The sequence below is a fragment of the Pseudonocardia cypriaca genome (genome assembly GCF_006717045.1).
Taxonomy (GTDB): domain Bacteria; phylum Actinomycetota; class Actinomycetes; order Mycobacteriales; family Pseudonocardiaceae; genus Pseudonocardia; species Pseudonocardia cypriaca.
In genome coordinates this window covers 2,790,408-2,812,059 of the sequence record NZ_VFPH01000001.1, presented here as the reverse complement: position 1 = coordinate 2,812,059, position 21,652 = coordinate 2,790,408, and the positions used below count along the sequence as shown (strand labels likewise).

Below are 21,652 nucleotides of genomic sequence, written 5' to 3'. Positions count from 1 at the left end.
GGTCAGGCGTAGACGTAGTCGGTGCCGGGCTGCCAGTCCGGGAACGCCCAGTCGTCCGCGGAGACCTGGGCGCCTTCGGCGACGGCCTTCTGCAGCGCGTTGTCCCGGTCGGCGGTGTAGGCGTCGCTGAGCTGGCGGAGGGCGGCACGCAGGTCCGGGATGTCGCCTCCGAGGTAGCCCTGGACGATGTCGCCGAGGTCGGGGCTGATGGGCGCCTGCAGGGCCTGGACGGCTGCGACCTGCGGGTTGCGCACCACGGGCTCCGGCATGCGCTTCACCTGCTCGGTGAAGAACCCGATCACCCGCCGGTACGGCTCCGTGACGTCCGCGGTCGCGACGATGTCGAGGTCCAGCGGCGGCTGGTCCATGCCGGCGGCGAGGCCGGCGTGGTACTCGGGCGTGGTGAAGGAGCTGACGAGCGCCGTGGCGTGCGCGGCGTCCTTGGTGTTGCCGGCCACGAAGATCTGCGAGGCCGGCGCCCCGCGGTAGACGACGGGCTGCGCGCCCGGCTCGGGGGTGAGGATGGGCCCGACCTCCATGGTGGGCACGAACTCCGGGTTGACGGCCCTCACCCCGCCCGCGCACCACGGCCCGTCCGGGAAGAAGCCGGCCGTACCGGCTGCCCAGCGGGTGCGCGCGTTGGCAACGGTGAAGTTGATCGCGCCCGGGACGATCAGGCGGGTGTCGTTCAGCTCCTTCCAGAACTCGATGGCGGTCACGTACGCGTCGTGGTGGAAGGCGAACTCGCCGGTGGCGAACACCAGCCCCTCGAACCCCGGGAATCCTGCGGCGCACGCCATGTCGTTGATCTGCTCGCCCATCCGCGCCTTGCCACCGAGCGCGAGCATCATCGGCGCGGTGCCGCTCGCCGAGATCCGCGTGCACGCGTCGCGGTAGGCGTCGTAGCTGGTGGGCGGGTTCGCCGGGTCGATCCCGGCCGCGGCCACGATGTCGCGGTTGAACCAGGTGGCCGCCGAGTACTGGCGGAAGGCGAACAGCGGCAGCCCGTACACCTTGCCGTCGATGTTCGTGATGCCCTCGGTGAGCGCCCCCTCCGGCAGACGCGCCTTCACCTCGTCGGAGAGGGCCAGCTCGTGGACCCACCCCTCCCGCACCAGTGCGGCGAGCGGGATGTTGAGGATGTTCGTGTAGACGTCCGGCAGCTGCTTGCTCTGGTTGGCCAGCTGCAGTGCCTCGGACGCACGCGTCACGTCGTTGTAGGTGTAGTCGACGCCGACGCCCAAGGCCTGGGACTGGCGTTCGGCCCAGTCCTTGTGGAAGTTCTGCAGCGCGCTGTAGTGGTCCCACCACCGCAGCCCGCCCCCGCCACCGGATCCGCCCGACCCGCCTCCGCAGGCGGCGAGCAGCGTGGTGGCGGCGAGGGCACCGCCGGCGCCGAGGAAGGCTCGGCGGCTGATTCCGGACATATCTACTCCTCGTTGAGTGCTAGTCGGGATCATCAGGACTTGACGGCGCCTGCGATGCCTTCGACGAAGTAGCGCTGCAGGAACAGGAAGAGCGCCACGATGGGGACGATCGAGATGACACCGGCGGCGGCCATTCCCGACCAGTCGGTGGCGTTCTCCCCCACGAACGCCTGCATCCCAACGCTCAGGGTCCGCAGCTCCGGGCGGCTGAACGAGAAGACGAGCGGCAGGAAGAAGGCGTTCCAGGTGGCCAGGAACGTCAGCAGGGCGACCGTGGCCGTGACCGGCATCGACAGCGGCAGCATGATCGTCCAGAAAACCCGGAGGAAACCGGCGCCGTCCATGATCGCCGCTTCCTCGAGCTCCTTCGGGAGCTGCCGGAAGTAGCCGGCGTAGATCAGGATGAAGGACACGTTCGCCGCGCCGCCGAGGGCGAGGATCATCCCCGTGAGCGAGTTGAGGACGCCCAGCTCCATCGACAGCTTGACGATCGGGATGATCGTGTAGCCGGTCGGCACGAACAGCGTGGCGACCAGGATCCCGACGATCAGCCTCGACCCCGGGAACCGGTAGCGGCCCAGCACGTACCCGCACAGCGCGCAGCGGACGACGACGATCACGACCGTCGCCACCGTCACGATCACCGTGTTCAGCATGTAGCGGCCGAACCCGGCGTCGTCCCACGCCCGGGCGTAGTTCTCCCAGACGAACACCTCGGGCCACAGGCTCACGCCGCCGCTGAACACCTCGGTGGAGCTCTTCAGCGAGGCCGACACCATCCACACGAAGGGGTAGATCCACAGCAGCGCGAGGAGCGTCAGCAGCAGGACCGTGCCCCACCACGGGACGCGTCGGAACAGGTCACGGAGGCTGCTGGCGCGGCGGGGCGCCGGGTGCGTCGCGATCATCGTGTCTCCACCCTCAGGCGCCGGGCGGCGTACACCGCCCACAGCTGGAAGAACCCGAACACCATCACGAACAGGCCGAACAGCACCGCGGCCGCCGATGCGAACCCCAGCTGCGGGATCGAGGCGGCGAAGGCCCAGCGGTAGATGTAGATCTCGATGACCTCGGTGCTGAAGAACGGGCCCCCGCCGGTCATCGTCTGCATCAGGTCGAAGGCGCGGAACGTGTCCTCGACGGTCAGCACGGTGATGATGATCAGGAAGGGCATCAGCAGGGGCAGCGTGATGTGCCGGAACGTCTGCACCGCCGACGCCCCGTCGATCTTCGCGGCCTCCAGGAGATCGCGTGGGATCGTCTGCAGGGCCGCCAGCCAGTAGATCATCGTGATCCCGAAGAACTTCCAGACGTAGACGGCCGAGACGGTCAGCAGCGCGAGTCCGGACTCACCGAGGAAGTTGATCCCCCTGGACTGCCCGAGCGTCTGCAGAGCGGCGTTGACGGGCCCGCTCGCCGGGTCGAAGACGAACTGCATGACGACCCCGACGATCGCCGTCGTCGTCACGACCGGGAGGAAGTAGACCGTCCGGAACAGCGCGGCGAACGGCAGCTTCGGCGAGTTGAGCACGATCGCGAGCAGGAGGCTGAGGATGATCCTCGCCGGCGCCACGAGCAGCATGAAGACCACGGTGACCCACACCGAGTTCCAGAACCCCGGATCGGCGAGGACCGCCTCGTAGTTGCTGATCCCCACGAAGCGCTGCTCGGACTCGAACCCGTTCCACTCGACCAGCGAGTACCAGTAGCTCGCGACGATCGGGTAGATCGTGTACAGGCCGTACAGCACCACCGTGGGCATGAGGAACGCCCAGATCCACAGGTTCCGGCGGCGGAGGTGAACGCCTCGGACCGGGGCGGGCCTCAGGGGCTCAGCCGTCGAGGTCATGACGGGCGGGTCGGCCAGAGTCGATTTCGCCATCGGTGGCCTCCGGAGTGTGAGCGCTCACAAGCTGCGCCGGCTTCCGTCGTCTTCTCACGCGGGATGTTCAGTCGACCGGGACGGGGCGGTTCGCCCCGGCGCCGGCCGGCAGCGGGAGGGCATCGGGGCGGGTGGCCATCGCGCCCTCCTCGTCGAGTGACTGCCGATCTGCCGGTAGCCTGGTCGGGAGGTAGCAAAAAGTCAATTGTTAACAATCTACGGGGTTGCGAACGCAAGGGGGAGACTGTGCCTGGGCCACTCGAACAACTCACCATCGAGACCCAACCCAGCCCTGCGCTGTCGGCCACAGTGGTGCCCGCGATCCGGCAGATGATCACGACGGGCGTGCTCCCCCAGGGCGAGCACCTGCGGGAGGCCGAGCTCGCCGCCGCCCTCGGCATGAGCCGCGGGCCGGTCCGCGAGGCGCTGGTCGAGCTCGCGCGGGAGGGCCTCGTGGTGCTGCGCCGCCACCGCGGCGCCCAGGTCATCACGCTCACCACCGAGGACGCCGAGGAGGTCTACACACTCCGGCGCGCGCTGGAGCGGCTCGCCGTGGAGCGCGCGTGCGGCCGGCTCACCGCGGACCACCTCGCCGAGCTCGACGCCATCCTCGACCGGATGCAGCAGCTCGACGCCGGCTACTCCCCCGCGCTGGCCGTCGAGCTCGACCTCGCCTTCCACGACGTGCTCGTCCACGCGGCCGAGCACTCGCGGCTGGAGCGCTCGTGGCAGCAGATCCGCAGCCAGATCGCGATGTTCCTGCACGACCGCCACCTCGCCCGGCGTGACTTCCACGAGATCGCCCACCCCGAGCACCGAGCCGTGCGCGACATCATCGCGGCCGGCGACGTCGGCGCCGCCATCACGGTGATCGACAAGCACCTGGTCGGCGCCTACGACCGCCTGAAGGCCGCTCGCACGGAATCGGCGGCAGCCGACGTCTGAGCCCGCTCCCCAGAGGCGTCGCAGGCTCCCGATTCTTACCGAGCGAGCGCTCGCTTTATAGTGCCTGCGGGTCGGGACGGCCGGCCCACCCCTGACGAGGAGCCAGCCGAGATGACCATGCAGGACCCGGTGGAGCGCCTTCGCGACGCCATCAACTCCCACGACCCGCGGCAGGTCGCGGACTGCTTCACCGCGGACTACCGCTGCGAGGTGCCGCACCGTCCCGCGGAGAGCTTCGTCGGCTCGGACCGCGTGGCCGACAACTGGGCCGCCCTCTTCGAACGTCTACCGGACCTGAACGCGCGGGTGATCCGCCGAGCTGCAGGCGGAGCCGAGCTCTGGTCGGAGTGGGAGATGACCGGCACCGGTCCCGCTGGTGCTCCTGCGCTCCTGTGCGGCCCCGTCATCATGAGCACACGCGACGGCCGGATCGCGTCGACGCGGTTCTACCTCGCCCCGGTCGCCGGTCCCGCCGCCGGCTGACGACCCGGCCGTCAGCGGTCGCCGCGGTCCCGCGATGCCTCGGACGGGACGTCGACGAGCTCCGTCAGGACGTCGACGAACCGGCGCTCGTCGACCGGCACACCGGCTGCGACCAGTGCGGCCATCCCGATGACCGCGGCGAGCGCGACCTGGGCGACGGCGTCGCAGTCCCGGCCTGCGGACCCGGGACCTTCTTCGGTGCGCAGGAGCTGTGCGAGGTGGCTCTCGAGCCTGCGATGGATCGGCACGACCTTCGCCGCGAGATCGGGCTCGACCGCCGCTTCCCCCCACACCTGCACGGACAGACGCGCATGGCTGCTGCCGGGCCCGACCAGCGCTGCGAGGCGGGCCAGCAGGTCGCGAGCGCGTTCGGCGGGGAACTCGCCGTCCACCTCGCCGCCCCGTCCCTCCCCGACCGCGATCACCAGGTCGGCCTTGCTCGGGAAGTACCGGTACACGGCACCCATCGACAGGCCCGACTCGCGGACGACGTCGCTCATGCTGGTGCGGGCGAAACCACGCTCGGCGAACAGGCCGGCGGCCGCGTCCAGGATCTGCTGGCGACGCGCCGCGAGGTGTTGCTCGCTGACCCGTGGCACCCGTCCCCCTCCACCCTGAGCCGACCCTTCGACCCCGACGTTAGCCGAGGCGTCGGCGGAACCACGTCGTCAGGGCGGCGTCGACCTCGCGGGCCACCGGCAGCTGTGGCGCGGGCTCGATGCCCGGCTCCTCGGCCAGCGGGTGGGCCAGGCCGGGGATCGACAGCAGCTCGGCCCGTTCCCCCGCCGCCTCCACGAAGCTGAGCGCGTCGGCCCGCAACCCCGGGTGGTCCAGCTCGCCGCTGACGACCAGCAGCGGTGCACGATCGGCGATGGTGGCCGCCTTGGCGACGAAGTCCAGGCTGTCGACGATCTCCTCGGTCTCGGCGTCGTACGGGTAGTCGCCGGGGAACAGTTCGACGACCGACCGCATCCGGATGGCGCCGTTCACGACCGCACCCGCGAAGACCGGGATGTCCGTCTCCGCGAGGACGCGCAGCGCAACGGCCCCACCCAGCGAGCCCCCGAGGACGCCGATCGGGCCGTCGCCGACCGGCAACTGCGCCCGGATCGACTCCAGCGCGGCCGGGAGCTCCTCGGTCGCCTGCCGGACGAACGGGTGCAGGAACAACTTGACCGGATCTTTCTGGAACAGCTCCACGATCGCGTCCGTCTTGCCGTCGACCATGCGCGCCCCGCACATCGGCATGCCGAGGTGCACCCGCCACGCGGGCACGTCGTGCATCGGCAGCGCGGCGGCGAATGCGGCGTCCGACCGCGGCGCGTCCAGCATGTGCCAGGTGACGATCAGCGGCGCTGCGCCGCCGTCGGCGGGCGGCAGCGCGGTGAAGGGCACGCCGGCGGCCGTGCCCGTGATCGGTGAGTGCATGCGGCCACGCTAAGTGCGCGGACCACGTGCCCGGAATTGCTTACGCCACCAGCGAAAACAGTTCAACCGCGCTTTTCCAGGAACGCGAGGCCGCACAGCACCGGGAGGCTCGGACCGAAGAGCAGCGGGCCGACGGCGAGCGGGAGCGCCAGCACCGGTGCGAGCACCACGGCGGCGAGCAGCGTGAGGCCGCGGCGCGGGGAGCCGAACGCGAGCACGAGGGCGCGGCGGCGCCACGACGCCGCGTCGGCGGGGTCGTGACCCGCCACGACGGCCAGCGCCAGGTGGTAGACGGCGAACGCGGCGAGGCCGCCCACCTGCACCGCGATCAGCGGGATCGCCACCGGCTCGGGCCGCCCGGCGAGGAACGCGATCGCGCAGAGCATCGCCACCGGTGCCGCGGTGGCCACCAGCGCGTGCCGCCACAGCGCCCGCCAGAACCGCGGGAACGCCCCGAGCACGCCGGTGAAGACGCGGCTGTCCCCGTCGCGCTGCCACCGATCCAGGGCGGCCGCCACCGCCGCGAGCGCAGGCAGCCAGGTCACCACCCCGACAGCGAGCACGCAGAAGGCGACGCCGGCGAGAGCCGGATAGGCGACGAACTCGAGTCCCCGCAGGGCAGCCCCGGCCCACCCCGACCCCTCCCCGTTCCGACGAACGGCGCGTTCGTCGGTACCTATCCGACGAACGCGCCGTTCGTCGGATGGGGCGAGGGGCGCCAACCGGGAGGACGGGCTCACAGCCGGGTCACCCTGGCTCCGGCGGTCAGCAGCGCGCCGCCGGGTTCCGGGAAGCGCACCTGCTCGTCACCGAAGTCGACGCCCGTCCCGTCCGGGAGCGCCGTGGCGCTGGCGGCCGCCGGGGACAGCGCGTGCGTCGGTTCGACGGCGGTGAGGAGCACCGCCTCCGCCCGGCGCGGTGTGCTGATCCGCAACGTCCGCAGTGTCTTGGTGATGCGCAGGCTGGGGGTGCTGCCGGTGGGGTTCGCCTCGACCGCCGTGTCGGCCTGCTCCACGTGCAGGCCCGGGGTGAGAGCCGTGAGCCACGCCTGGCCGGAACCCGAGCGGATCGCCCACCGGCCGTCGACGGGTTCGGCGGGCCAGTCGCTATGCAGGAGGAACGTCCACTCCCGGGGCTCGTCGGCGGCGAGCCGGTCCAGGAGCACGAGCCGGCCGCGCGGGGTGACGACCAGCGTGCGGTCCACCCGCCGCACCCCGAGCGCGGGGTCGAACATCGCCGCCGACTCGGCCACCGCGTGCACCCACCCGTCGGCGATCGCCACGTCGCGGAGCCGGGGCTGCGACTCGAACGGCAGGTCCTTGTAGACGTGGTAGCGCCCCTCCCCCGCCCAGCCCTGCCCGTCGACCAGCACGAGGTTGTGCTCGGCCGCCCGCTTGGCGTTGCTGTAGCCGCAGTCGACGGCGAGGAAGGCGCCGTGCGCGGCGAGCACGAACCCGCCTGCGTCCGGGTGGTGGTGGCCTGCGGACAGCGTGTCCCAGCCACGCTCGCGACGGAACCGCTCGGCCGTCTCCCAGGCGGTGTGCCCGCCGCCGGGGGCGGCCTTGAAGCTGACGAACGCGGCGTCGTCGGCCCACGAGGTGCGGGCGGTGACCTGCCCGAGGTCCGGGAAGTGGGCGACGGTCGGCTCGGCGGTCGGGTCGACGGGGGTGACGTCCGGGTCGTACCAGAGCAGCTCGTAGAACGCCTCCGGCATCACGCCCGGCTTGACGCCCGAGGCGTAGGCCTCACGCCAGAAGTGCCGCTCCGCGACCCGGTTCGCGAGCCACTGGGCCCGCCCGTCGCCGTAGGCCGACGCGAGCTTGTAGTAGAGCGCGACGCTGTGGCCGCTGCGGCGGTCGTGGCAGTCGCCGTGGTCGACGTTCTCCTGAAACCCGGGCGCGCACTGGTGCAGCCGCCAGGTGAACGTGTTGGCGAGGAACGACCCGCGCCGCCACCAGTCGAGGCCCTCGGTGCGTTCGAGCAGGTCGACGTAGATCGCGAGCCACGGCACGCCGTAGCGCCAGTAGACGACACCCTCGGAGTCGGACCCGTCGGCGGGCATGAGCTCGAGGACCTGGGCGAAGTCGTCCCTCGCCCGCGCGGTCCACTCCGGCCGGTCGAGGGCGTAGCCGGCGGTGGCGAGGCCCGCGTAGCAGATCCAGTTGTGGTTCTGCCAGAAGCTGGACGACCACCAGGAGCCCTCGGTCTCCACCGCGTACCGGTGGAGCCGCTCGCCCTGCAGCTCCAGCTTGGCGCGCAGGGCGGCCGCGCGGTCGGCGGGGAGGTCGTCGCGCAGCCAGGAGTAGGCCAGCGACAGCCCGTGCAGCAGCCAGCCCGCGTCCAGGTCGTGGTCGGGCAGCTTGGCCTTGCCCCAGTGCGGGTACGAGATGGCCGTGCCGATCCAGCGCCACGCCTCGTCGAGGTAGCCGCGCTGCCCGGTGAGCCGGTAGGCGAGGGCGAGGTTGGCCGCGGCCGGGCCGAAGTAGGTGATGCTGGCGGTGGGGTGCTCCGGCGGCGGGGTCTGGCCGCGGTACCAGTCGCACTGCTCGGCGAGGCGCCGCCACTGCGCGGCGTGCGTCGAGGTGAGGGACGCACGCAGCTCGTCGAGGCGGCCTGCGATCAGGAGCGGTTCCACAGCACTAGCCCACCTTGTAGGTCGATCGGAAGGTGACGGCCGTCGCGTCCTCGGCCACCCAGTCGACGTGGGTGCGGGCGCGCTGCGGGTCGTCCGCCGGACCCGGGCCCGGCCGGGCGACGAACCGCGCGGGCACCGACGCGGTGTGGGTTCCGCGCAGCGTCCCGTCCCAGTCCGACACCACCGAGCCGTCCGGCTGGACCCGGAGGGAGAGCGGCACGTCGGGCCGCAGGTGCGCGGCGATCCGGCGGGGTCGGTCGGCGGTGACGGTCAGCTCGTCGCGCAGCGCGCCGTCGGGGGCGAGCACCAGCCGCCGCACCGCGCTCACGCCGTCGTACGCGCTGCCGCAGGCGGTGGTCACCTCGTCGGTCCCGGCGCTCACCAGCTCCCCCGCGCACTCGGCCTGGTCGAGCCCGTCGACGGAGAAGGCGGGATGCGCCGCCGTCGACGCGTAGTGCCGCCGCCAGTACGCATGCCCGTACGGGACCTGCCCCGGGTCGGGCTGCCAGGCGACGTCATCGCCGTAGAGGTAGAGCGACAGCTTGTCCAGGTGGCCGTGCGACCCGCCGTGCGCGCCGTAGTCGACGATCGCCTGCAGGCCGTTCGCGTGCAGGATCGCGTAGCCGGCGTCCCGGTACACGGTGACCGGCCGCCGCGCCGCGGGCCTCATGTCGAGGTCGGCGAGCTCGCGGTCCCACTCGGCCCGCCGGTACGGGCCGTCGTGCAGCGACGGGAGCAGCCCGCCGGGCGTGACCAGCACCCGCAGCACGTCGGCCATCGCGTCGATCCGCCCGCGCACCGTGGCCGGCACCTTCACGCCCGGCACGGCCGCGATCGCGTGGCGGTAGGCCCGCAGCACGAACGAGTGGTAGTAGGTGCTCGCCTCCCACTCCCAGCCGTCGGCGTGGGTGGCGACGAGGACGTGCGCGAAGATCCCGTGCGGCCCGTCGAGCCACTCCGGCTTCCCGGTGCAGGCGGCGCCCGCCGCGTCCAGCCACGCGGTGTAGTTGGAGGCGAACCGGCCCTCCGCCACGAGCGAGTCGCGGGCCACGCGGGCGGCCTCGGCCAGCCCGGCCGTGAGCTCCGGCACCGGGTCGCCGAGGAGCCGCGCGGCACGCCCGATCGTCACGGCCCAGATCGCCTCGGTGAGGGCCTGGTGGAACAGCCGCCCGCGCAGCATCCAGCCCGCGGCACCGTTGTGGGCTGCGGTGCCGAGCGCCGCGTACCGGTCGGCGTACTCGCCCAGCAGCGCGACGGCGGCCGCCCGCTCGTCCGCGGACCCGCCGGCGGCCGCGAGGATCGCCCGTGCGGACGCCTGGTGGGCGAGCACCGTCCACGCGCCACGCACGTCGGCGTCGTCGACGCGGCAGCCGTACGCGCACGGCGCCCCGTCCTCCGGGAACTCGCCGGTGAGCAGGCCGACGTGCTCGAGCTCCACCCCGTGCGTCGGGCACACGTAGTGGTGCCACCAGCCGCCCCGCTCATTCGGCAGGACCGCCACCGGGTTCACCGGTACCCGACGCCCCCGTCGATGTCGACGGTGGTGCCGTTGATGAACGCGCCGGCGTCCGAGCAGAGCCAGACCACGGCGCCCGCGACGTCCTCGACGGTGCCGCCGCGACCGACCCCGATGCCTCCGACCATCGCCTTCTGCGCCTCGGGCGGGGTGAACGTGTCGTGGAAGGCGGTGCCGCCGATGAAGCCGGGGGCGAGCGCATTGACCGTGATGCCGGCCGGGCCGAGCTCCTTCGCCAGGCCCTTGGTCAGCCCGACCACGCCCGCCTTCGAGGCGGCGTAGACGGCCGCGCCCGCGCCGCCACCGTTGTGCGCGGCGAGCGAGGCCATCGTGACCACGCGGCCCTTGGTGCCCGCCGCCCGCAGGTGCGGGATCGCGGCGCGCACGGTACGGAAGGTGGAGCCGAGGTTGACCTCCACGACCTTCGAGAAGTGCTCGTCGCTCATGTCCGCCACCGGGGAGCGCCCGATGAGGTGGCCCGCGTTGGTGACGAGGATCTCCAGGCCGCCGAGGAAGGCCACGGCCTCGTCGACGAGCCGGTCGACCTCGCTGGTGACGGTGACGTCCGCGCCGATCGCGGTGGCCTTGCGCCCCAGCGCGCCGATCCGCTCGACGACCTCGGCCGCCGGTCCGGCCGAACGCCCGTAGTGCACCACGACGTCGGCACCCGCTGCGGCCAGTGCCTCGGCGATCCCCGCGCCGATGCCGTGGCCCGCGCCGGTGACCAGGGCGCGGCGGCCCGTCAGATCGAAGCTCACACGATCTCCTTACTTGCTACTTGATCCCTGCAGTGGCGAAGCCCTGCACGAAGTATCGCTGGGTGAACAGGAACAGCACGATCATCGGGACGGTGGCGAGCACCGTGCCGGCCATCATGTACTCCCACAGCGTCGCGTCGGTCTGCTGGAACGCGGCCAGCCCGACCTGGATCACCCGCAGGTCGACGCTGCGGGTGACGATGAGCGGCCACACGAAGTTGTTCCAGCTGTTCTCGAACGTGATCAGCGCGACCGTCGCGATGGCCGGCTTCATCAGCGGCGTCATCACGCGGGCGAAGATCCCGAACTCGCCGAGCCCGTCCAGTCGGCCGGCCTCCTCCAGCTCGCGCGGCAGCGACAGGTAGAACTGGCGGAACAGGAAGATCGCGAGCGGCGTCACCGCCCCCGGCACGATCAGGCCCCACCACGAGTCCAGCCAGCCGCTGCCGCCGCGGCCGAGGAAGTCGTTGCCGCCGAAGAGCGGCATGGTCTTCGCGAGCAGGTACTGAGGCACGATCTTGGTGAAGGTCGGGATCATCATCGTCGCGAGCACGAGCATCAACAGCACCGAGCGCCCCCGGAACGGCAGCCGGGCGAGCGCGTACCCGGCCATCGCCGCGAGCACCACGTTGATCACGGTGTGGCTGACGGCGATGACGAGGCTGTTCCGGAAGTAGGTGCCGAACGGGGCGAACGCCAGCGCGTCCGGGTAGTTCACCCACTGCCACACCGAGGGCAGGATCGTGGGCGGGTAGGACATGACCTCCGCGTGCGACTTCAGCGAGGTCAGCACCATCCACACGAACGGCGCCACCATCAGCAGCGACAGCAGGATCAGGACGGCGTGCAGGACGATCCGCCCGGGCCGGGGCGCACCCCCCACCCGCCCCGGCCCGGACGCCCCCGACGCAGGCGCGGGCTGGACCACGGCGCTCTCAAGCGACATCGTCCCTCCCGGTGAATCGCCTGCCGACGATCGTGAGCACGAGCAGGAAGGCGAAGAGCACCATGCTCTGCGCGCTCGCCGTGCTCATGTCGAAGCGTTGGAATGCCGACTTGTAGATCTCGTAGGTCATCACCGTGGTCGCGTTCGCCGGGCCACCCTCCGGTGTGAGCACGTAGAACTGCTCGAACACCTGGAACGAGTCGATCAGCGAGATGACGAGCACGAAGAACGTGGCCGGGCCGAGCAGCGGCAGCGTGATCGCGAAGAAGCGGCGCACGGGACCGGCGCCGTCGATCTCGGCGGCCTCGTAGAGGTCGGACGGGATGCCCTGCAGCGCGGCGAGGTAGATGACCATCTTGAGCCCGATGCCCTTCCAGACGCTCATCAGGATCACCGAGGTCATGGCCCACGCCGGGTCGGAGGTCCAGGCGGGGCCGCGGACCCCGAACAGCGACAGCACCCAGTTGAACAGGCCGATGTTCGGCTCGAACATCCACATCCAGACCAGCGCGATCGCGACGGTGGCGGTGATGTGCGGCATGAACACCGCGGTGCGGTACCAGGCCCGCGCCCGCAGCTTCGTGTTGAGCAGCACGGCGATCACCACGGCCACCGCCATCGCGACGGGCACCGTGAAGAACGTGTAGACGACGGTGTTGCCGATCGCCTTCCACCAGAGCGGGTCGCGGAAGATCGCGACGAAGTTGTCCAGGCCCGCCCATGACATCGTGCCGGCGAGGATGTCGTAGCGGGTGAAGGCGAGCACGAACGTCGCGACCGTGGGGATGCCGATCCACCACGCCAGGTGCAGCACGGCCGGGGCGAGCATGAGGTACGCCGCCCGGCGCCGGTCGCCCCCCAGCGAGCGACGGCGCCGGTGCGCCCCCACCGCCGGGCGGGCGGTGGGGGGTGCCACGGCGGGTGCAGCCATCGTCAGCGCCCGGCCAGCGCAGCGGAGGTCTCGGCCGCCAGGTCGTCGAGGGCCTGCTGCGGGGACTTCTGGCCGAGCATCGCGCTCTCGATAGCCGGCTTGAACTTGTCGCGGACGTCGAGCCATGCCGGCACGCCGCCCTCCGAGTGGACCGCGTCGAAGTGCTGCATCGCGAACTGGATCGCCTTGTTCTGCTGCACGAACTCCGAGGTCTCCAGGGACTTCAGGGCGGGGATGTTGCCGCGCTGCTGGTTGGCCGCGAGCGCCGGCCCCTCGGACGCCAGGAACTCGGCGAGCGCCTTCGCGGCGGCCGGCGCCTTGCTCTGGGCGGCGACGGTGGCGAGGGTGCCGCCCTGGAAGATCGCGGGCCGCTCGTCCTGGATCACGAAGAACCCGAGCTTGTCCTGCGCGATCAGGTCGGGCGCCTCCCGCTCGATCGCGGTCCAGAAGTTGTGGTGCCCCACCAGCATCGCCGCTCTGCCCTGCGCCATCACGTTGCCGGTCGGCGAGTTGGGCACGGTCCAGCCGACCTCCTCGCTGCGGTCGGTCTGGATGACGTCGGTCATCGTCTGCAGCGCCTTGACCCCGGCGGGCGAGTTGAACGCGGGCGAGCCGTCCGGGTTGAACAGCTCCCCGCCTGCGGCCCAGAGCAGGGTGAGGAACGCCTGGCGCGGGTCGATGCCGAGCACGTCCAGCCCGGCGACCAGCAGCTTCCCGTCCGGGCCCCGCTGGGTGAGCCGCTTGCCGTACTCGCGGAGCTCCGCGAAGTTCTTCGGCGGCTCGGTGATCCCGGCCTGCGCGAAGAGGTCCTTGCGGTAGATCCCGATCCGGGTGTCCATCATGATCGGCAGGCCGTAGACCTTGCCCTGGAAGACACCGGGGTCCACGGCGCCTTCGTAGTAGCGCGTCGCGAGCTGGGCCGGGTCCTGCTGCAGGTCGGCCAGCACGCCCTTCTCCGCGAACGGCGGGATCCAGCCGACGCCCATCAGCATCACGTCGTAGGGCTGGCCGCTCGCGATCGACGTGGTGAGCTTCTCGTTGAGCTTGCTGTAGGAGGTGTAGTCCGGCTTCACGGTGACACCGGGGTACTTCTGCTTGAACGCGGCGAGCTGCTCCTCCAGCACCGCGGCGCCGTCCGCCCGCTCGAAGATCGGCGTGAGCAGGCTGATCTCGCCGCTGACCGCGCCGTCTCCCCCGCGGTCGGGCGCAGGCCCGCCACAGGCGGCCAGGACCACGAGGCCGGCCGCCGCAGCCGCCACGGCCCGCAGGGCGGACCTGTGTCGGTTGGTCATCGTTGAGCTCCCCTCACTGCTGCAGTGTGTGGATCGGCCGGACGGGTGGCGCTCACCACTGCAACGTTGCACCATTGCAACGATGCACCAAACTAGGGGCGCCCTCATGCCCTGTCAACGATCGACATCGGGGTGAGTGTGGAGGCCGAGGAGGCGCCGTGAGTGTGACGATCCACCAGGTCGCCGCGGAAGCGGGCGTCTCGCCGAGCACCGTGTCGAACGTGCTCAACGGCCGATCCGACCGGATGCTGCCGCAGACCCGCGAGCGCGTGGAGGACGCTATCGCGCGGCTCGGCTACCGCCCCAACGGCCCGGCCCGGCAGCTGCGCACCGGCCGGTCCCAGGTGCTCGGGCTGGTCGTGCCCTCGGTGGCGAACCCGTTCTGGGGCACCTTCGCGCGCCACCTGGAGGCCGCCGCGCTGCAGGCCGGGTACCGGGTGCTGCTGTGCAACAGCGAGCGCGACCCGGCCCGGGAGCGCGACTACCTCGAGGAGCTGTGGGCCGACGGCATCCGCGGCGTGGTGCTCTGCTCGTCGCTGCCGTCGCTCGAGCACGTGCTGCCGCTCGTGGAGCGCGGGCTCACCCTCGTGGCCTTCGACCGCACGGCCCAGGCGGGCGACCCGCCGTCGCTGGTGAACATCTCCGTGGACAACGCCGTCGGCGCCGAGCTCGCCACCCGGCACGTCCTGCAGCTGGGCCACCGCAGGCTCGCCTTCGTCACCGGCTCGCTGCGCAGCGTCAACCGGCGTGCCCGGTACCGCGGGTTCGAGGCCGCGCTCGAGGAGTACGGCCTCGGCGCCGACGACGCGATCGTCTGGTCCGGCGGCACCCCGGACCACTACGGCGACCGCTTCGGCGACCTCGACTTCCCGGAGCTCGGCCGGGCTGCGGCTCGCGACCTGCTCGCGGACGACCGCCCGCCCACCGCGATCGTCGCGATCAACGACATGTGCGCGCTCGGCATCACCGCGGGCGCCCGCGACGCCGGCGTCCAGGTGGGCACCGACCTCTCCGTCGTCGGCTTCGACGACATCGTGCTCGCCGACCTCGCCACCCCGCCGCTCACCACGATCCGCCAGCCGCTGCCCGCGATGGCCGACGCCGCGTTCGCCCACCTGCGCGTAGGCGTCGAGCAGGGCGGCGGCTCACCCAACGGCGGGTCCCTGCTGCTGCGCCCGGAGCTGGTGGTGCGCGGCTCCACCGGCCCGGTTCGGCGCCCCTGAACGCGCGGGCTACCCGGCCGACAGCCGCCTCGCCACCCCGTTCGCCGCCGCGACGACCTCGGCGACCGCGGGGTGCAGCAGCCGCCCGTCCCGCTTCACCACGTAGACCGTGCCGGGCTCGGCGATCCCCAGCTCGCGCAGCAGCGCCACCGGCCGCCGGGCCACGGGGCCCGCACCGACGTGCACGGCGATCCGCAGGCCCAGCTCCCGGGCGAGGGCCCACTCCGCGACGACCTCCTCGACCGGCAGGTATGACGGACCGTGGCCGCCAGCATCATCGTGACCAGGCCGTCGTCACCGGGCAGCACGTCGGTGCGCACCCGCCGCACGTCGCCTGCGAACCACGGCCGCGGCTCGTCGAGGACCGGGCGCCCGTACCCGAAGACCGCCCGCACCCCGGAGGCCTGCAACCCCTCGACGACGGCGGCGGCGTGCTCGGGTGTGTAGACGATGTGCGCGTGGTCCTGCACGGTCGTGATGCCGGCGTCGAGGCACTCCAAGCCGGTGAGCAGGCTCGCCGTCGCCACGTCGGCCGGGTCCAGGGCGGGCGCGAGGCGCCCCGCGACCCGGTCCAGGTAGCCGGCGAGGTCGACGTCGAGGGCGGCGGCGCGCAGCACGGACTGCCAGCCGTGCCGGTGGGTGTCGACGAAACCGGGCAGCACGACCCGCTCCCGGGCGTCGATCACCTCGGCCCCCGGCGCGTCGAGGCCGCACCAGCAACGTGATCAACCGGCTCGCCGCCCGCGGGCTGGTCGCCCGGCAGCCCGATCCGGACGACCGGCGCGGCACCCTGGTGGCCCTCACCGACGATGGCGTGGCACTCGCCGAGGAGGCGGTGCGCACGAGCACCGCCGCCCACGCCGCGGTGCTCGCGGCCGTGCCCGAGCCGGTGCTCGCCGCGGCCGCCGGGGCGTTGCGCGAGGTGTTCGCCGCAGTCGGGTCCATCCGCAGGCCGGGCGCGCCGGCAGCACGACGGCTCCGCCGCCCCGGCCCCGGATGAGGCCGAGCGGCACCCACTAGCCTTCCCGGGTGCAGGTCGACCACGACGCCGGGCGCACCGGGTTCCTCGACGGGCTGAAGGCGCTGCGGGCAACTGCCGACGGGCTCGACGACGGCCAGCTGCTCGCCGCCAGCCGCTGCCGGGGCTGGACGGTCGGCGACGTGCTCGTGCACGTCCACCTCGGCCTGCAGGAGATGCTCCTCGGCGTCGTCAGCCCCACCGACCGCGCCCCGGACACCGACGCCGCGAGCTACTGGAGCACCCCGACCGGCCTCCGGTGCGCGGCCGGCCCGGTGGGGCACGTGCGCTTCGTCCGCGCGATGGCCGGGGCCTACCGCCGCCCCACCGCGATCGTGGCGCACCTGCACCCCACCGCCGACGCGCTCGCCGCCGCCGTCGAGGTGCTGCCGGACGGCGTCGTGGCGACCCAGGGCCACGCCATGCGCACCGGCGACTTCCTCGCAAGCTGGGCGCTCGAGCTCGCCGTCCACCACCTCGACTTGGGCGCCGAGCTCACCCTCTCGCCCCCAGCGGCCACCGCGCTCGCACTCGCCCGCACCACCGTCGAGGAGCTCGCGGGCGGCCGGCTCCCCTGGGACGACGACACGACCGTGCTGATCGGCACCGGCCGCGTCCCGCCGGACGAGGAGCACGTCACGCAGGCCGGCCCACTCGCCGCCCACCTCCCCGTGCTCGGCTGACCTCCCCACCGGAACGGGTCGTTCCCTGACTGCGACGTGACGCGCTCGCGGCTACCGTCAGGCGGTGTGCGGGGGCGTGTGATCCTTCGAGCGGTCGGGTTGTTGCTCGGTCTGTGCCTGCTCGCCGGAGTCCTCGTGGCGGGTGTGACGTATCCGCTGGCCGCGGGGGCCGGGCTGGCCGTCAACGAGGCGAGCGACAGCCTCAGCGGGCTGTCGGCCGAGCTGATCACCGGCTCGCTCCCGCAGACCACCACGATCACCGACAGCCGCGGCAACCCGATCGCCCACATGTTCGCCCAGGACCGCGAGATCGTCGCGGCGGACGAGGTGGCACCCGCGATGGTCGCCGCGCTCATCGCGGTGGAGGACCGGCGCTTCTTCGAGCACGGCGGCGTCGACTGGCCGGGCACCATGCGGGCCGTGCTCGCCAACACCGCGTCCGGTGACATCGAGCAGGGCGCGTCCACCCTCACCCAGCAGTACGTCAAGAACTACACCCTCTACGTGCTCGCGAACACCGACGCGGAACGACTGCAGGCCGTCGAGCAGACGCCCGCCCGCAAGCTGCGGGAGGTGCAGATCGCGCTCCAGCTCGAGCAGCAGCTCACCAAGAACGAGATCCTCACCCGCTACCTCAACACCGTCTACTGGGGCAACGGCGCCTACGGCATCGCCGCGGCGGCCCGCACCTACTTCGGGGTCACCCCCGACCGGCTCAACATCCCGCAGGCCGCGCTGCTCGCCGGCCTGGTGCGCAGCACCAGCGGGTTCGACCCGGTGCGCCACCCCGATGCCGCCCGCGAGCGCCGCGACCTCGTCATCAAGCTCATGCAGGCCCAGGGCATGATCGACAGCGATCAGACGCAGGCTGCCCTGGCGGCCCCGCTCGGCGTCGCCTCCCCGCTCAACAGCTGGCCCAACGGCTGCATCGGCTCCGGCGACAACGGGTTCTTCTGCAGCTACGTCATCGCGCACCTCGCCGCCGCCGGGATCCCCCGCACCCAGCTGGAACGAGGCGGCTACACCATCCGCACCACCCTCGATCCGGACGCGATGGCCGCGATGACCGCCTCGCTCAAGGCACAGGTGCCGCCGGACTCCCCCGACGCCGCCAACGTCATGGCGATCGTCCAGCCCGGCAGCGACGAGCACCGGGTGCTGGCGATGGGCTCCAGCCGCGTCTTCGGCCTCGACGCCGCGGCCCGCCAGACCAGCTACGGGCTGCCCTACGAGCCGGTGAACCTCGGCGCAGGCTCGACGTACAAGATCTTCACCGCGGCCACCGCCCTGGAGAAGGGCCTGGGCATCAACACCCAGATCGAGGTGCCGCCCGGCGGCTACGCCTCCCCGATCTACCGCGACGGCAACGGCAGGCCGATCCCGGTGCAGAACGCGGGCAGCTACGCGCCGCGGCTCTCGCTCACCGACGCGCTCGCCCAGTCACCCAACACCGCGTTCATCAAGCTGGAGGAGTTCACCGGCGTCCCGCCCGTCGTCGACATGGCGGTCCGGCTGGGCATGCGCTCGCTCGCCACCACCCCGTTCGTCGACCCCGGCACCGGGCGGCCGACCGACCGCTCGATCGCCGAGGTCACCAAGGCGCAGCGGCAGGCGTCGTTCACGCTCGGCGTCACGCCCACGAGCGTGCTGGAGCTCGCGAACGTCGGCGCCACGCTCGCCAGCGCCGGCAGGTGGTGCCCGCCCGACCCGATCGAGTCGATCACCGACGCGGCCGGCAACCCGGTGCCCGTGCCGGAGGCGCCCTGCGAGCAGGCCGTCGAGCCGGGCCTGGCCAACACGCTGCTCACGGGCATGTCCAAGGACGACAAGCCCGGCGGCACGGCGGCGGGCGCCGCCGCCCAGTTCGGCTGGAACCGGCCGATGGCCGGTAAGACGGGCACCACCCAGGTGCACCAGTCCGCCGCGTTCTTCGGGGTGGTGCCGCAGATGGCAGGCGCCGTGATCACCTTCGACAACTCGGCGAACCCCCGGCCCCTCTGCGACGGCCCCGGCGCGCCGTTCGCCTGCCGCAGCGGCAACATCTTCGGCGGCAAGACACCGGCCCAGACCTGGTTCGGCACGATGCAGCCGCTGCTCGCCGGGAAGCCGGTCGAGCCCCTCCCGCCCACCGACCCGCGCTACCTCGAGGGCGGCGAGGCCACGCGCATCCCCGACGTCATCGGGCGTCCCGAGGCCGAGGCGCGCGCCATGCTGGAACGCGCGGGTTTCCCGGTGAACGTCGGCACCGTCGACAACGCGGCACCGGCCGGCACCGTGATCGGGCAGTCGCCGCGGGGCACGGCGCTGCCCGAGGAGACGATCACGCTGCAGATCAGCAGCGGTCAGGTACCGCCGCCGCCCCCGCCGCCGGGCGCCGGCTGATCTCCCCCGTACGACCGGGGGCGTAGCCGAGATGCCTCCGCCGAGCCGACGCCGCGGCGCGCCCGGCGGGCCAGCATCGAAGGCATGACCGAGAACATCACGACACCTTCCGACCTCACCGGTATCCGCGCCTCCGACGCCGAGCGCGAGGCGGTCGCCACCCGCCTGCGCGAGGCCGTCAGCGCCGGGTTCCTCACCCTCGCCGAGGCCGACGAACGCCAGGCCGCCGCCTACGCCGCCGTCACCCGCGCCGAGCTCACCCCGCTCACCGCCGACCTGCCGACCGCGGAGGAGCCCGCCGCGCCGCCCGAGCCCCGGCGCGGCCCGCTGACCAGCGGGGCACGCAGGCGCCTCGCCGTGCACGCCGCGGTCGTCGGCTTCCTCGCGGCGTTCCTCGTGACGCGGTGGGCGATGGACCCCGCGCCGTGGTTCTGGCCGGTGTGGCCGATGTTCTGGCTCGGCATCAGCCTCCTGGTGCACCGCCGCTTCGCCACGCGCGCCGCCACTCCACCCGCCGCCGCGGCCTGATGGGCCACCGGAACAGGAAAGAACGCAGCCATGACGGATGAACCAACGACCCCCGGCCAGCCGGCCGTCGTCGACCGGGCCACCTTCCAGGCCGAAGTCGACGAACTGCGGGACCGGGAGAAGGCACACACCCGGGAAGGCGACGCGATCGCCGCGGCCCGTCGGCGCCTCCCCGTGGTCGAGGTCGACTCCGAGCTCGAGCTGATCGGGCCCGACGGACCGCTCACCCTGCTCGATGCGTTCGAAGGGCGCCGGCAGCTCATCGCCTACTACTCGATGTGGTGGCCTGGCCGGCCCGCGCCCGAGCAGTGCGAAGGCTGCACGTTGTTCCTCAGCCAGGTCGCCGAGCTGTCCTCCCTGCACTCCCGTGACATCACCTACGCGGTCTTCAGCCAGGGCCGCAACACCGCGTTCGGCCCGGCCGACCCACAGGCGTCGTACGACGAAAGCCTCCGCTACCGCGACTTCATGGGCTGGGACATGCCCTGGTACTCGGCGCAGCCCTCCCTCGACGCGCTCCTCGTCGGTCGTGAGCTCGGCCTGATGCACCTCGTGTGCTACCTACGGGACGGCGACCGCGTCTTCGAGACCTACTGGACGAACCGCCGCGGCGTGGAGGCCATGGACTACGGCTACGCACTCATGGACCTCACCGTCTACGGACGCCAGGAACCCTGGGAGGACTCCCCCACCGGCTGGCCACAACACTGCTCCATGAGGAGTGACGGTGGCTCGCCCACCTGGCCGCCGGTATCGGAGGAGTGGGGCGGACGCCCCATCGCCCAGTGGCCGCGACTCGACGCCGGCCACCCCGACGACCTCGCCGTCGGCCCCTGAGCGTCGGTGTGTGAGCGTCAGGGGTGGGCGCTCGCCACCAGGAGGCGAGCCCCCGCCGCGCCGCCCCGCAGGTTCAGGTGCGCTGCGCCGCTCGGCTCCGACCACGCCGTCCGACGGGCCGCCACGGGCTCGCCGGCCACCACCGCATCCCCCTCGATCACGAGGGCGAACGCGCGGTCGGCGGCCGGGACGCGCAGGTCGAGCACCGCGCCCGCGTCGAGCGTGACGAGCACGACCTGCGCCGGCGAGGCGGGCCGGGCCAGGCCCGTGACGCCGTCGACGGTGCCGGCGAGCACGTCCACCTCCGCGGCGGGGCGGACGAGCCGCGGTCTGTCGGCGGCGCGCAGCTGCTGGTGTCCCGGCGCCGCCGACCGCGCCCGTGCGGGCAGGTCGAGCCACAGCTGCAGGACGTGGGCGTGCGCCCCGCGGGCCGCGACCTCCCGGTGGGTGATGCCGCTGCCCGCCGTCATCCACTGCGCGTCGCCCGCCTCCAGCACGCCAGCGCCACCGGCGTCGTCCTCGTGCTCGAGCGCCCCGTCCAGCACCACCGTGACGGTCTCGATGCCGCGGTGCGGGTGCCACTCGAAGCCCGGCGCCGAGAACCGGTCCTCCGACAGCACGAGGAACGGGGCCGTCCGGCCGGGGTCGCCGGGCCGCACGTGCAGCCACTTGTCGTCGACCTCGGCGTCCGGCCCCGCGTGCAGGGCGTCCTCGACCCTGTTGATCGAGCGCACCGGC

21 protein-coding genes and 1 pseudogene are annotated in these 21,652 nt (G+C 72.5%); 8 read left to right on the top strand and 14 right to left on the bottom strand.

Annotated features, from left to right (window positions below):
* Nucleotides 1–2: 2 nt before the first annotated feature.
* From FB388_RS13415 to FB388_RS13405, 3 genes are read right to left on the bottom strand one after another with little or no spacing between them, the layout of a single operon-like run.
* Nucleotides 3–1,427: an ABC transporter substrate-binding protein gene (locus FB388_RS13415; RefSeq protein ID WP_142100824.1), complete on the bottom strand. Its 1,425-nt coding sequence runs from the start codon at nt 1,425–1,427 to the stop codon at nt 3–5.
* A gap of 32 nt (nt 1,428–1,459) precedes the next feature.
* The gene (locus FB388_RS13410) at nt 1,460–2,335 is read right to left on the bottom strand and encodes a carbohydrate ABC transporter permease (RefSeq protein ID WP_142100822.1); all 876 of its coding nucleotides are present in this window, start codon (nt 2,333–2,335) and stop codon (nt 1,460–1,462) included.
* Nucleotides 2,332–3,309 (bottom strand): carbohydrate ABC transporter permease, encoded by a 978-nt coding sequence (locus tag FB388_RS13405; RefSeq protein WP_211361890.1) that lies wholly within the window; start codon nt 3,307–3,309, stop codon nt 2,332–2,334. Before FB388_RS13405 ends, FB388_RS13410 begins: the two co-directional genes overlap by 4 nt.
* Before the next feature lie 246 nt (nt 3,310–3,555).
* Here FB388_RS13405 and FB388_RS13400 point away from each other — a divergent pair, with 246 nt between their 5' ends.
* Together FB388_RS13400 and FB388_RS13395 are read left to right on the top strand one after the other, a co-directional pair.
* Complete coding sequence (locus FB388_RS13400; RefSeq protein ID WP_211361889.1) at nt 3,556–4,254, top strand: GntR family transcriptional regulator; 699 nt, start codon at nt 3,556–3,558, stop codon at nt 4,252–4,254.
* 111 nt (nt 4,255–4,365) lie between these two features.
* Nucleotides 4,366–4,737 (top strand): nuclear transport factor 2 family protein, encoded by a 372-nt coding sequence (locus FB388_RS13395; RefSeq protein WP_142100818.1) that lies wholly within the window; start codon nt 4,366–4,368, stop codon nt 4,735–4,737.
* Between the two features lie 11 nt (nt 4,738–4,748).
* Here the strand turns inward: FB388_RS13395 and FB388_RS39385 are convergent, their stop codons facing one another.
* From FB388_RS39385 to FB388_RS13350, 9 genes are all read right to left on the bottom strand, one after another.
* Nucleotides 4,749–5,336: a TetR/AcrR family transcriptional regulator gene (locus tag FB388_RS39385; protein ID WP_170225596.1), complete on the bottom strand. Its 588-nt coding sequence runs from the start codon at nt 5,334–5,336 to the stop codon at nt 4,749–4,751.
* Nucleotides 5,337–5,376: 40 nt separating this feature from the next.
* Nucleotides 5,377–6,165, bottom strand: coding sequence for an alpha/beta hydrolase (locus FB388_RS13385; protein WP_142100816.1), 789 nt, complete (start codon nt 6,163–6,165; stop codon nt 5,377–5,379).
* A 62-nt stretch (nt 6,166–6,227) separates the two neighbouring features.
* Nucleotides 6,228–6,728 (bottom strand): hypothetical protein, encoded by a 501-nt coding sequence (locus tag FB388_RS13380; protein WP_211361888.1) that lies wholly within the window; start codon nt 6,726–6,728, stop codon nt 6,228–6,230.
* Between the two features lie 173 nt (nt 6,729–6,901).
* Nucleotides 6,902–8,800, bottom strand: coding sequence for a heparinase II/III family protein (locus tag FB388_RS13375; RefSeq protein ID WP_142100814.1), 1,899 nt, complete (start codon nt 8,798–8,800; stop codon nt 6,902–6,904).
* A gap of 4 nt (nt 8,801–8,804) precedes the next feature.
* The gene (locus tag FB388_RS13370; protein ID WP_142100812.1) at nt 8,805–10,301 is read right to left on the bottom strand and encodes a heparinase II/III domain-containing protein; all 1,497 of its coding nucleotides are present in this window, start codon (nt 10,299–10,301) and stop codon (nt 8,805–8,807) included.
* Between the two features lie 5 nt (nt 10,302–10,306).
* A complete protein-coding gene (locus FB388_RS13365; RefSeq protein WP_142100810.1) occupies nt 10,307–11,074 on the bottom strand; it encodes an SDR family NAD(P)-dependent oxidoreductase in 768 nt (255 codons plus the stop codon).
* Between the two features lie 16 nt (nt 11,075–11,090).
* Nucleotides 11,091–12,020: a carbohydrate ABC transporter permease gene (locus FB388_RS13360; protein ID WP_142100808.1), complete on the bottom strand. Its 930-nt coding sequence runs from the start codon at nt 12,018–12,020 to the stop codon at nt 11,091–11,093.
* Entirely contained in the window at nt 12,010–12,951 is a 942-nt protein-coding gene (locus tag FB388_RS13355; protein ID WP_142100806.1) for a carbohydrate ABC transporter permease, read from the bottom strand. The genes FB388_RS13360 and FB388_RS13355 overlap by 11 nt, the downstream gene beginning before the upstream one ends.
* A 2-nt stretch (nt 12,952–12,953) precedes the next feature.
* Complete coding sequence (locus FB388_RS13350; protein ID WP_142100804.1) at nt 12,954–14,243, bottom strand: ABC transporter substrate-binding protein; 1,290 nt, start codon at nt 14,241–14,243, stop codon at nt 12,954–12,956.
* Nucleotides 14,244–14,401: 158 nt separating this feature from the next.
* Between FB388_RS13350 and FB388_RS13345 the strand changes: the two genes are divergently transcribed.
* The gene (locus tag FB388_RS13345; protein WP_246121888.1) at nt 14,402–15,466 is read left to right on the top strand and encodes a LacI family DNA-binding transcriptional regulator; all 1,065 of its coding nucleotides are present in this window, start codon (nt 14,402–14,404) and stop codon (nt 15,464–15,466) included.
* A gap of 95 nt (nt 15,467–15,561) precedes the next feature.
* On the opposite strand, the gene FB388_RS13340 is transcribed toward FB388_RS13345, so the two are convergent.
* Entirely contained in the window at nt 15,562–16,152 is a 591-nt protein-coding gene (locus FB388_RS13340; protein WP_142100802.1) for an amidohydrolase family protein, read from the bottom strand.
* A 29-nt stretch (nt 16,153–16,181) separates the two neighbouring features.
* On the opposite strand from FB388_RS13340, the pseudogene FB388_RS13335 reads away from it, so the two are divergent.
* From FB388_RS13335 to FB388_RS13315, 5 genes and pseudogenes are all read left to right on the top strand, one after another.
* A pseudogene (locus tag FB388_RS13335) lies at nt 16,182–16,466 on the top strand (winged helix DNA-binding protein); the annotation flags it as partial.
* Between the two features lie 29 nt (nt 16,467–16,495).
* Nucleotides 16,496–17,167 (top strand): maleylpyruvate isomerase N-terminal domain-containing protein, encoded by a 672-nt coding sequence (locus FB388_RS13330; protein ID WP_142100798.1) that lies wholly within the window; start codon nt 16,496–16,498, stop codon nt 17,165–17,167.
* Nucleotides 17,168–17,233: 66 nt separating this feature from the next.
* Nucleotides 17,234–19,549 (top strand): transglycosylase domain-containing protein, encoded by a 2,316-nt coding sequence (locus tag FB388_RS13325; RefSeq protein ID WP_246121887.1) that lies wholly within the window; start codon nt 17,234–17,236, stop codon nt 19,547–19,549.
* Nucleotides 19,550–19,633: 84 nt separating this feature from the next.
* Nucleotides 19,634–20,077, top strand: coding sequence for a DUF1707 SHOCT-like domain-containing protein (locus FB388_RS13320; protein ID WP_142100797.1), 444 nt, complete (start codon nt 19,634–19,636; stop codon nt 20,075–20,077).
* 30 nt (nt 20,078–20,107) lie between these two features.
* Nucleotides 20,108–20,914: a DUF899 family protein gene (locus FB388_RS13315; RefSeq protein ID WP_142100795.1), complete on the top strand. Its 807-nt coding sequence runs from the start codon at nt 20,108–20,110 to the stop codon at nt 20,912–20,914.
* Between the two features lie 17 nt (nt 20,915–20,931).
* On the opposite strand, the gene FB388_RS13310 is transcribed toward FB388_RS13315, so the two are convergent.
* On the bottom strand, nt 20,932–21,648 hold the full coding sequence (locus FB388_RS13310) for a pirin family protein (RefSeq protein ID WP_142100793.1): 717 nt from the start codon (nt 21,646–21,648) through the stop codon (nt 20,932–20,934).
* Nucleotides 21,649–21,652: the final 4 nt, after the last annotated feature.

Coding starts and splice junctions, on each gene's coding strand:
- FB388_RS13415 (WP_142100824.1), bottom strand. CDS start 1,427: ATGTCCGGAATCAGCCGCCGAGCCTTCCTCGGCGCCGGCGGTGCCCTC.
- FB388_RS13410 (WP_142100822.1), bottom strand. CDS start 2,335: ATGATCGCGACGCACCCGGCGCCCCGCCGCGCCAGCAGCCTCCGTGAC.
- FB388_RS13405 (WP_211361890.1), bottom strand. CDS start 3,309: ATGGCGAAATCGACTCTGGCCGACCCGCCCGTCATGACCTCGACGGCT.
- FB388_RS13395 (WP_142100818.1), top strand. CDS start 4,366: ATGACCATGCAGGACCCGGTGGAGCGCCTTCGCGACGCCATCAACTCC.
- FB388_RS13385 (WP_142100816.1), bottom strand. CDS start 6,165: ATGCACTCACCGATCACGGGCACGGCCGCCGGCGTGCCCTTCACCGCG.
- FB388_RS13360 (WP_142100808.1), bottom strand. CDS start 12,020: ATGTCGCTTGAGAGCGCCGTGGTCCAGCCCGCGCCTGCGTCGGGGGCG.
- FB388_RS13355 (WP_142100806.1), bottom strand. CDS start 12,951: ATGGCTGCACCCGCCGTGGCACCCCCCACCGCCCGCCCGGCGGTGGGG.
- FB388_RS13350 (WP_142100804.1), bottom strand. CDS start 14,243: ATGACCAACCGACACAGGTCCGCCCTGCGGGCCGTGGCGGCTGCGGCG.
- FB388_RS13320 (WP_142100797.1), top strand. CDS start 19,634: ATGACCGAGAACATCACGACACCTTCCGACCTCACCGGTATCCGCGCC.
- FB388_RS13315 (WP_142100795.1), top strand. CDS start 20,108: ATGACGGATGAACCAACGACCCCCGGCCAGCCGGCCGTCGTCGACCGG.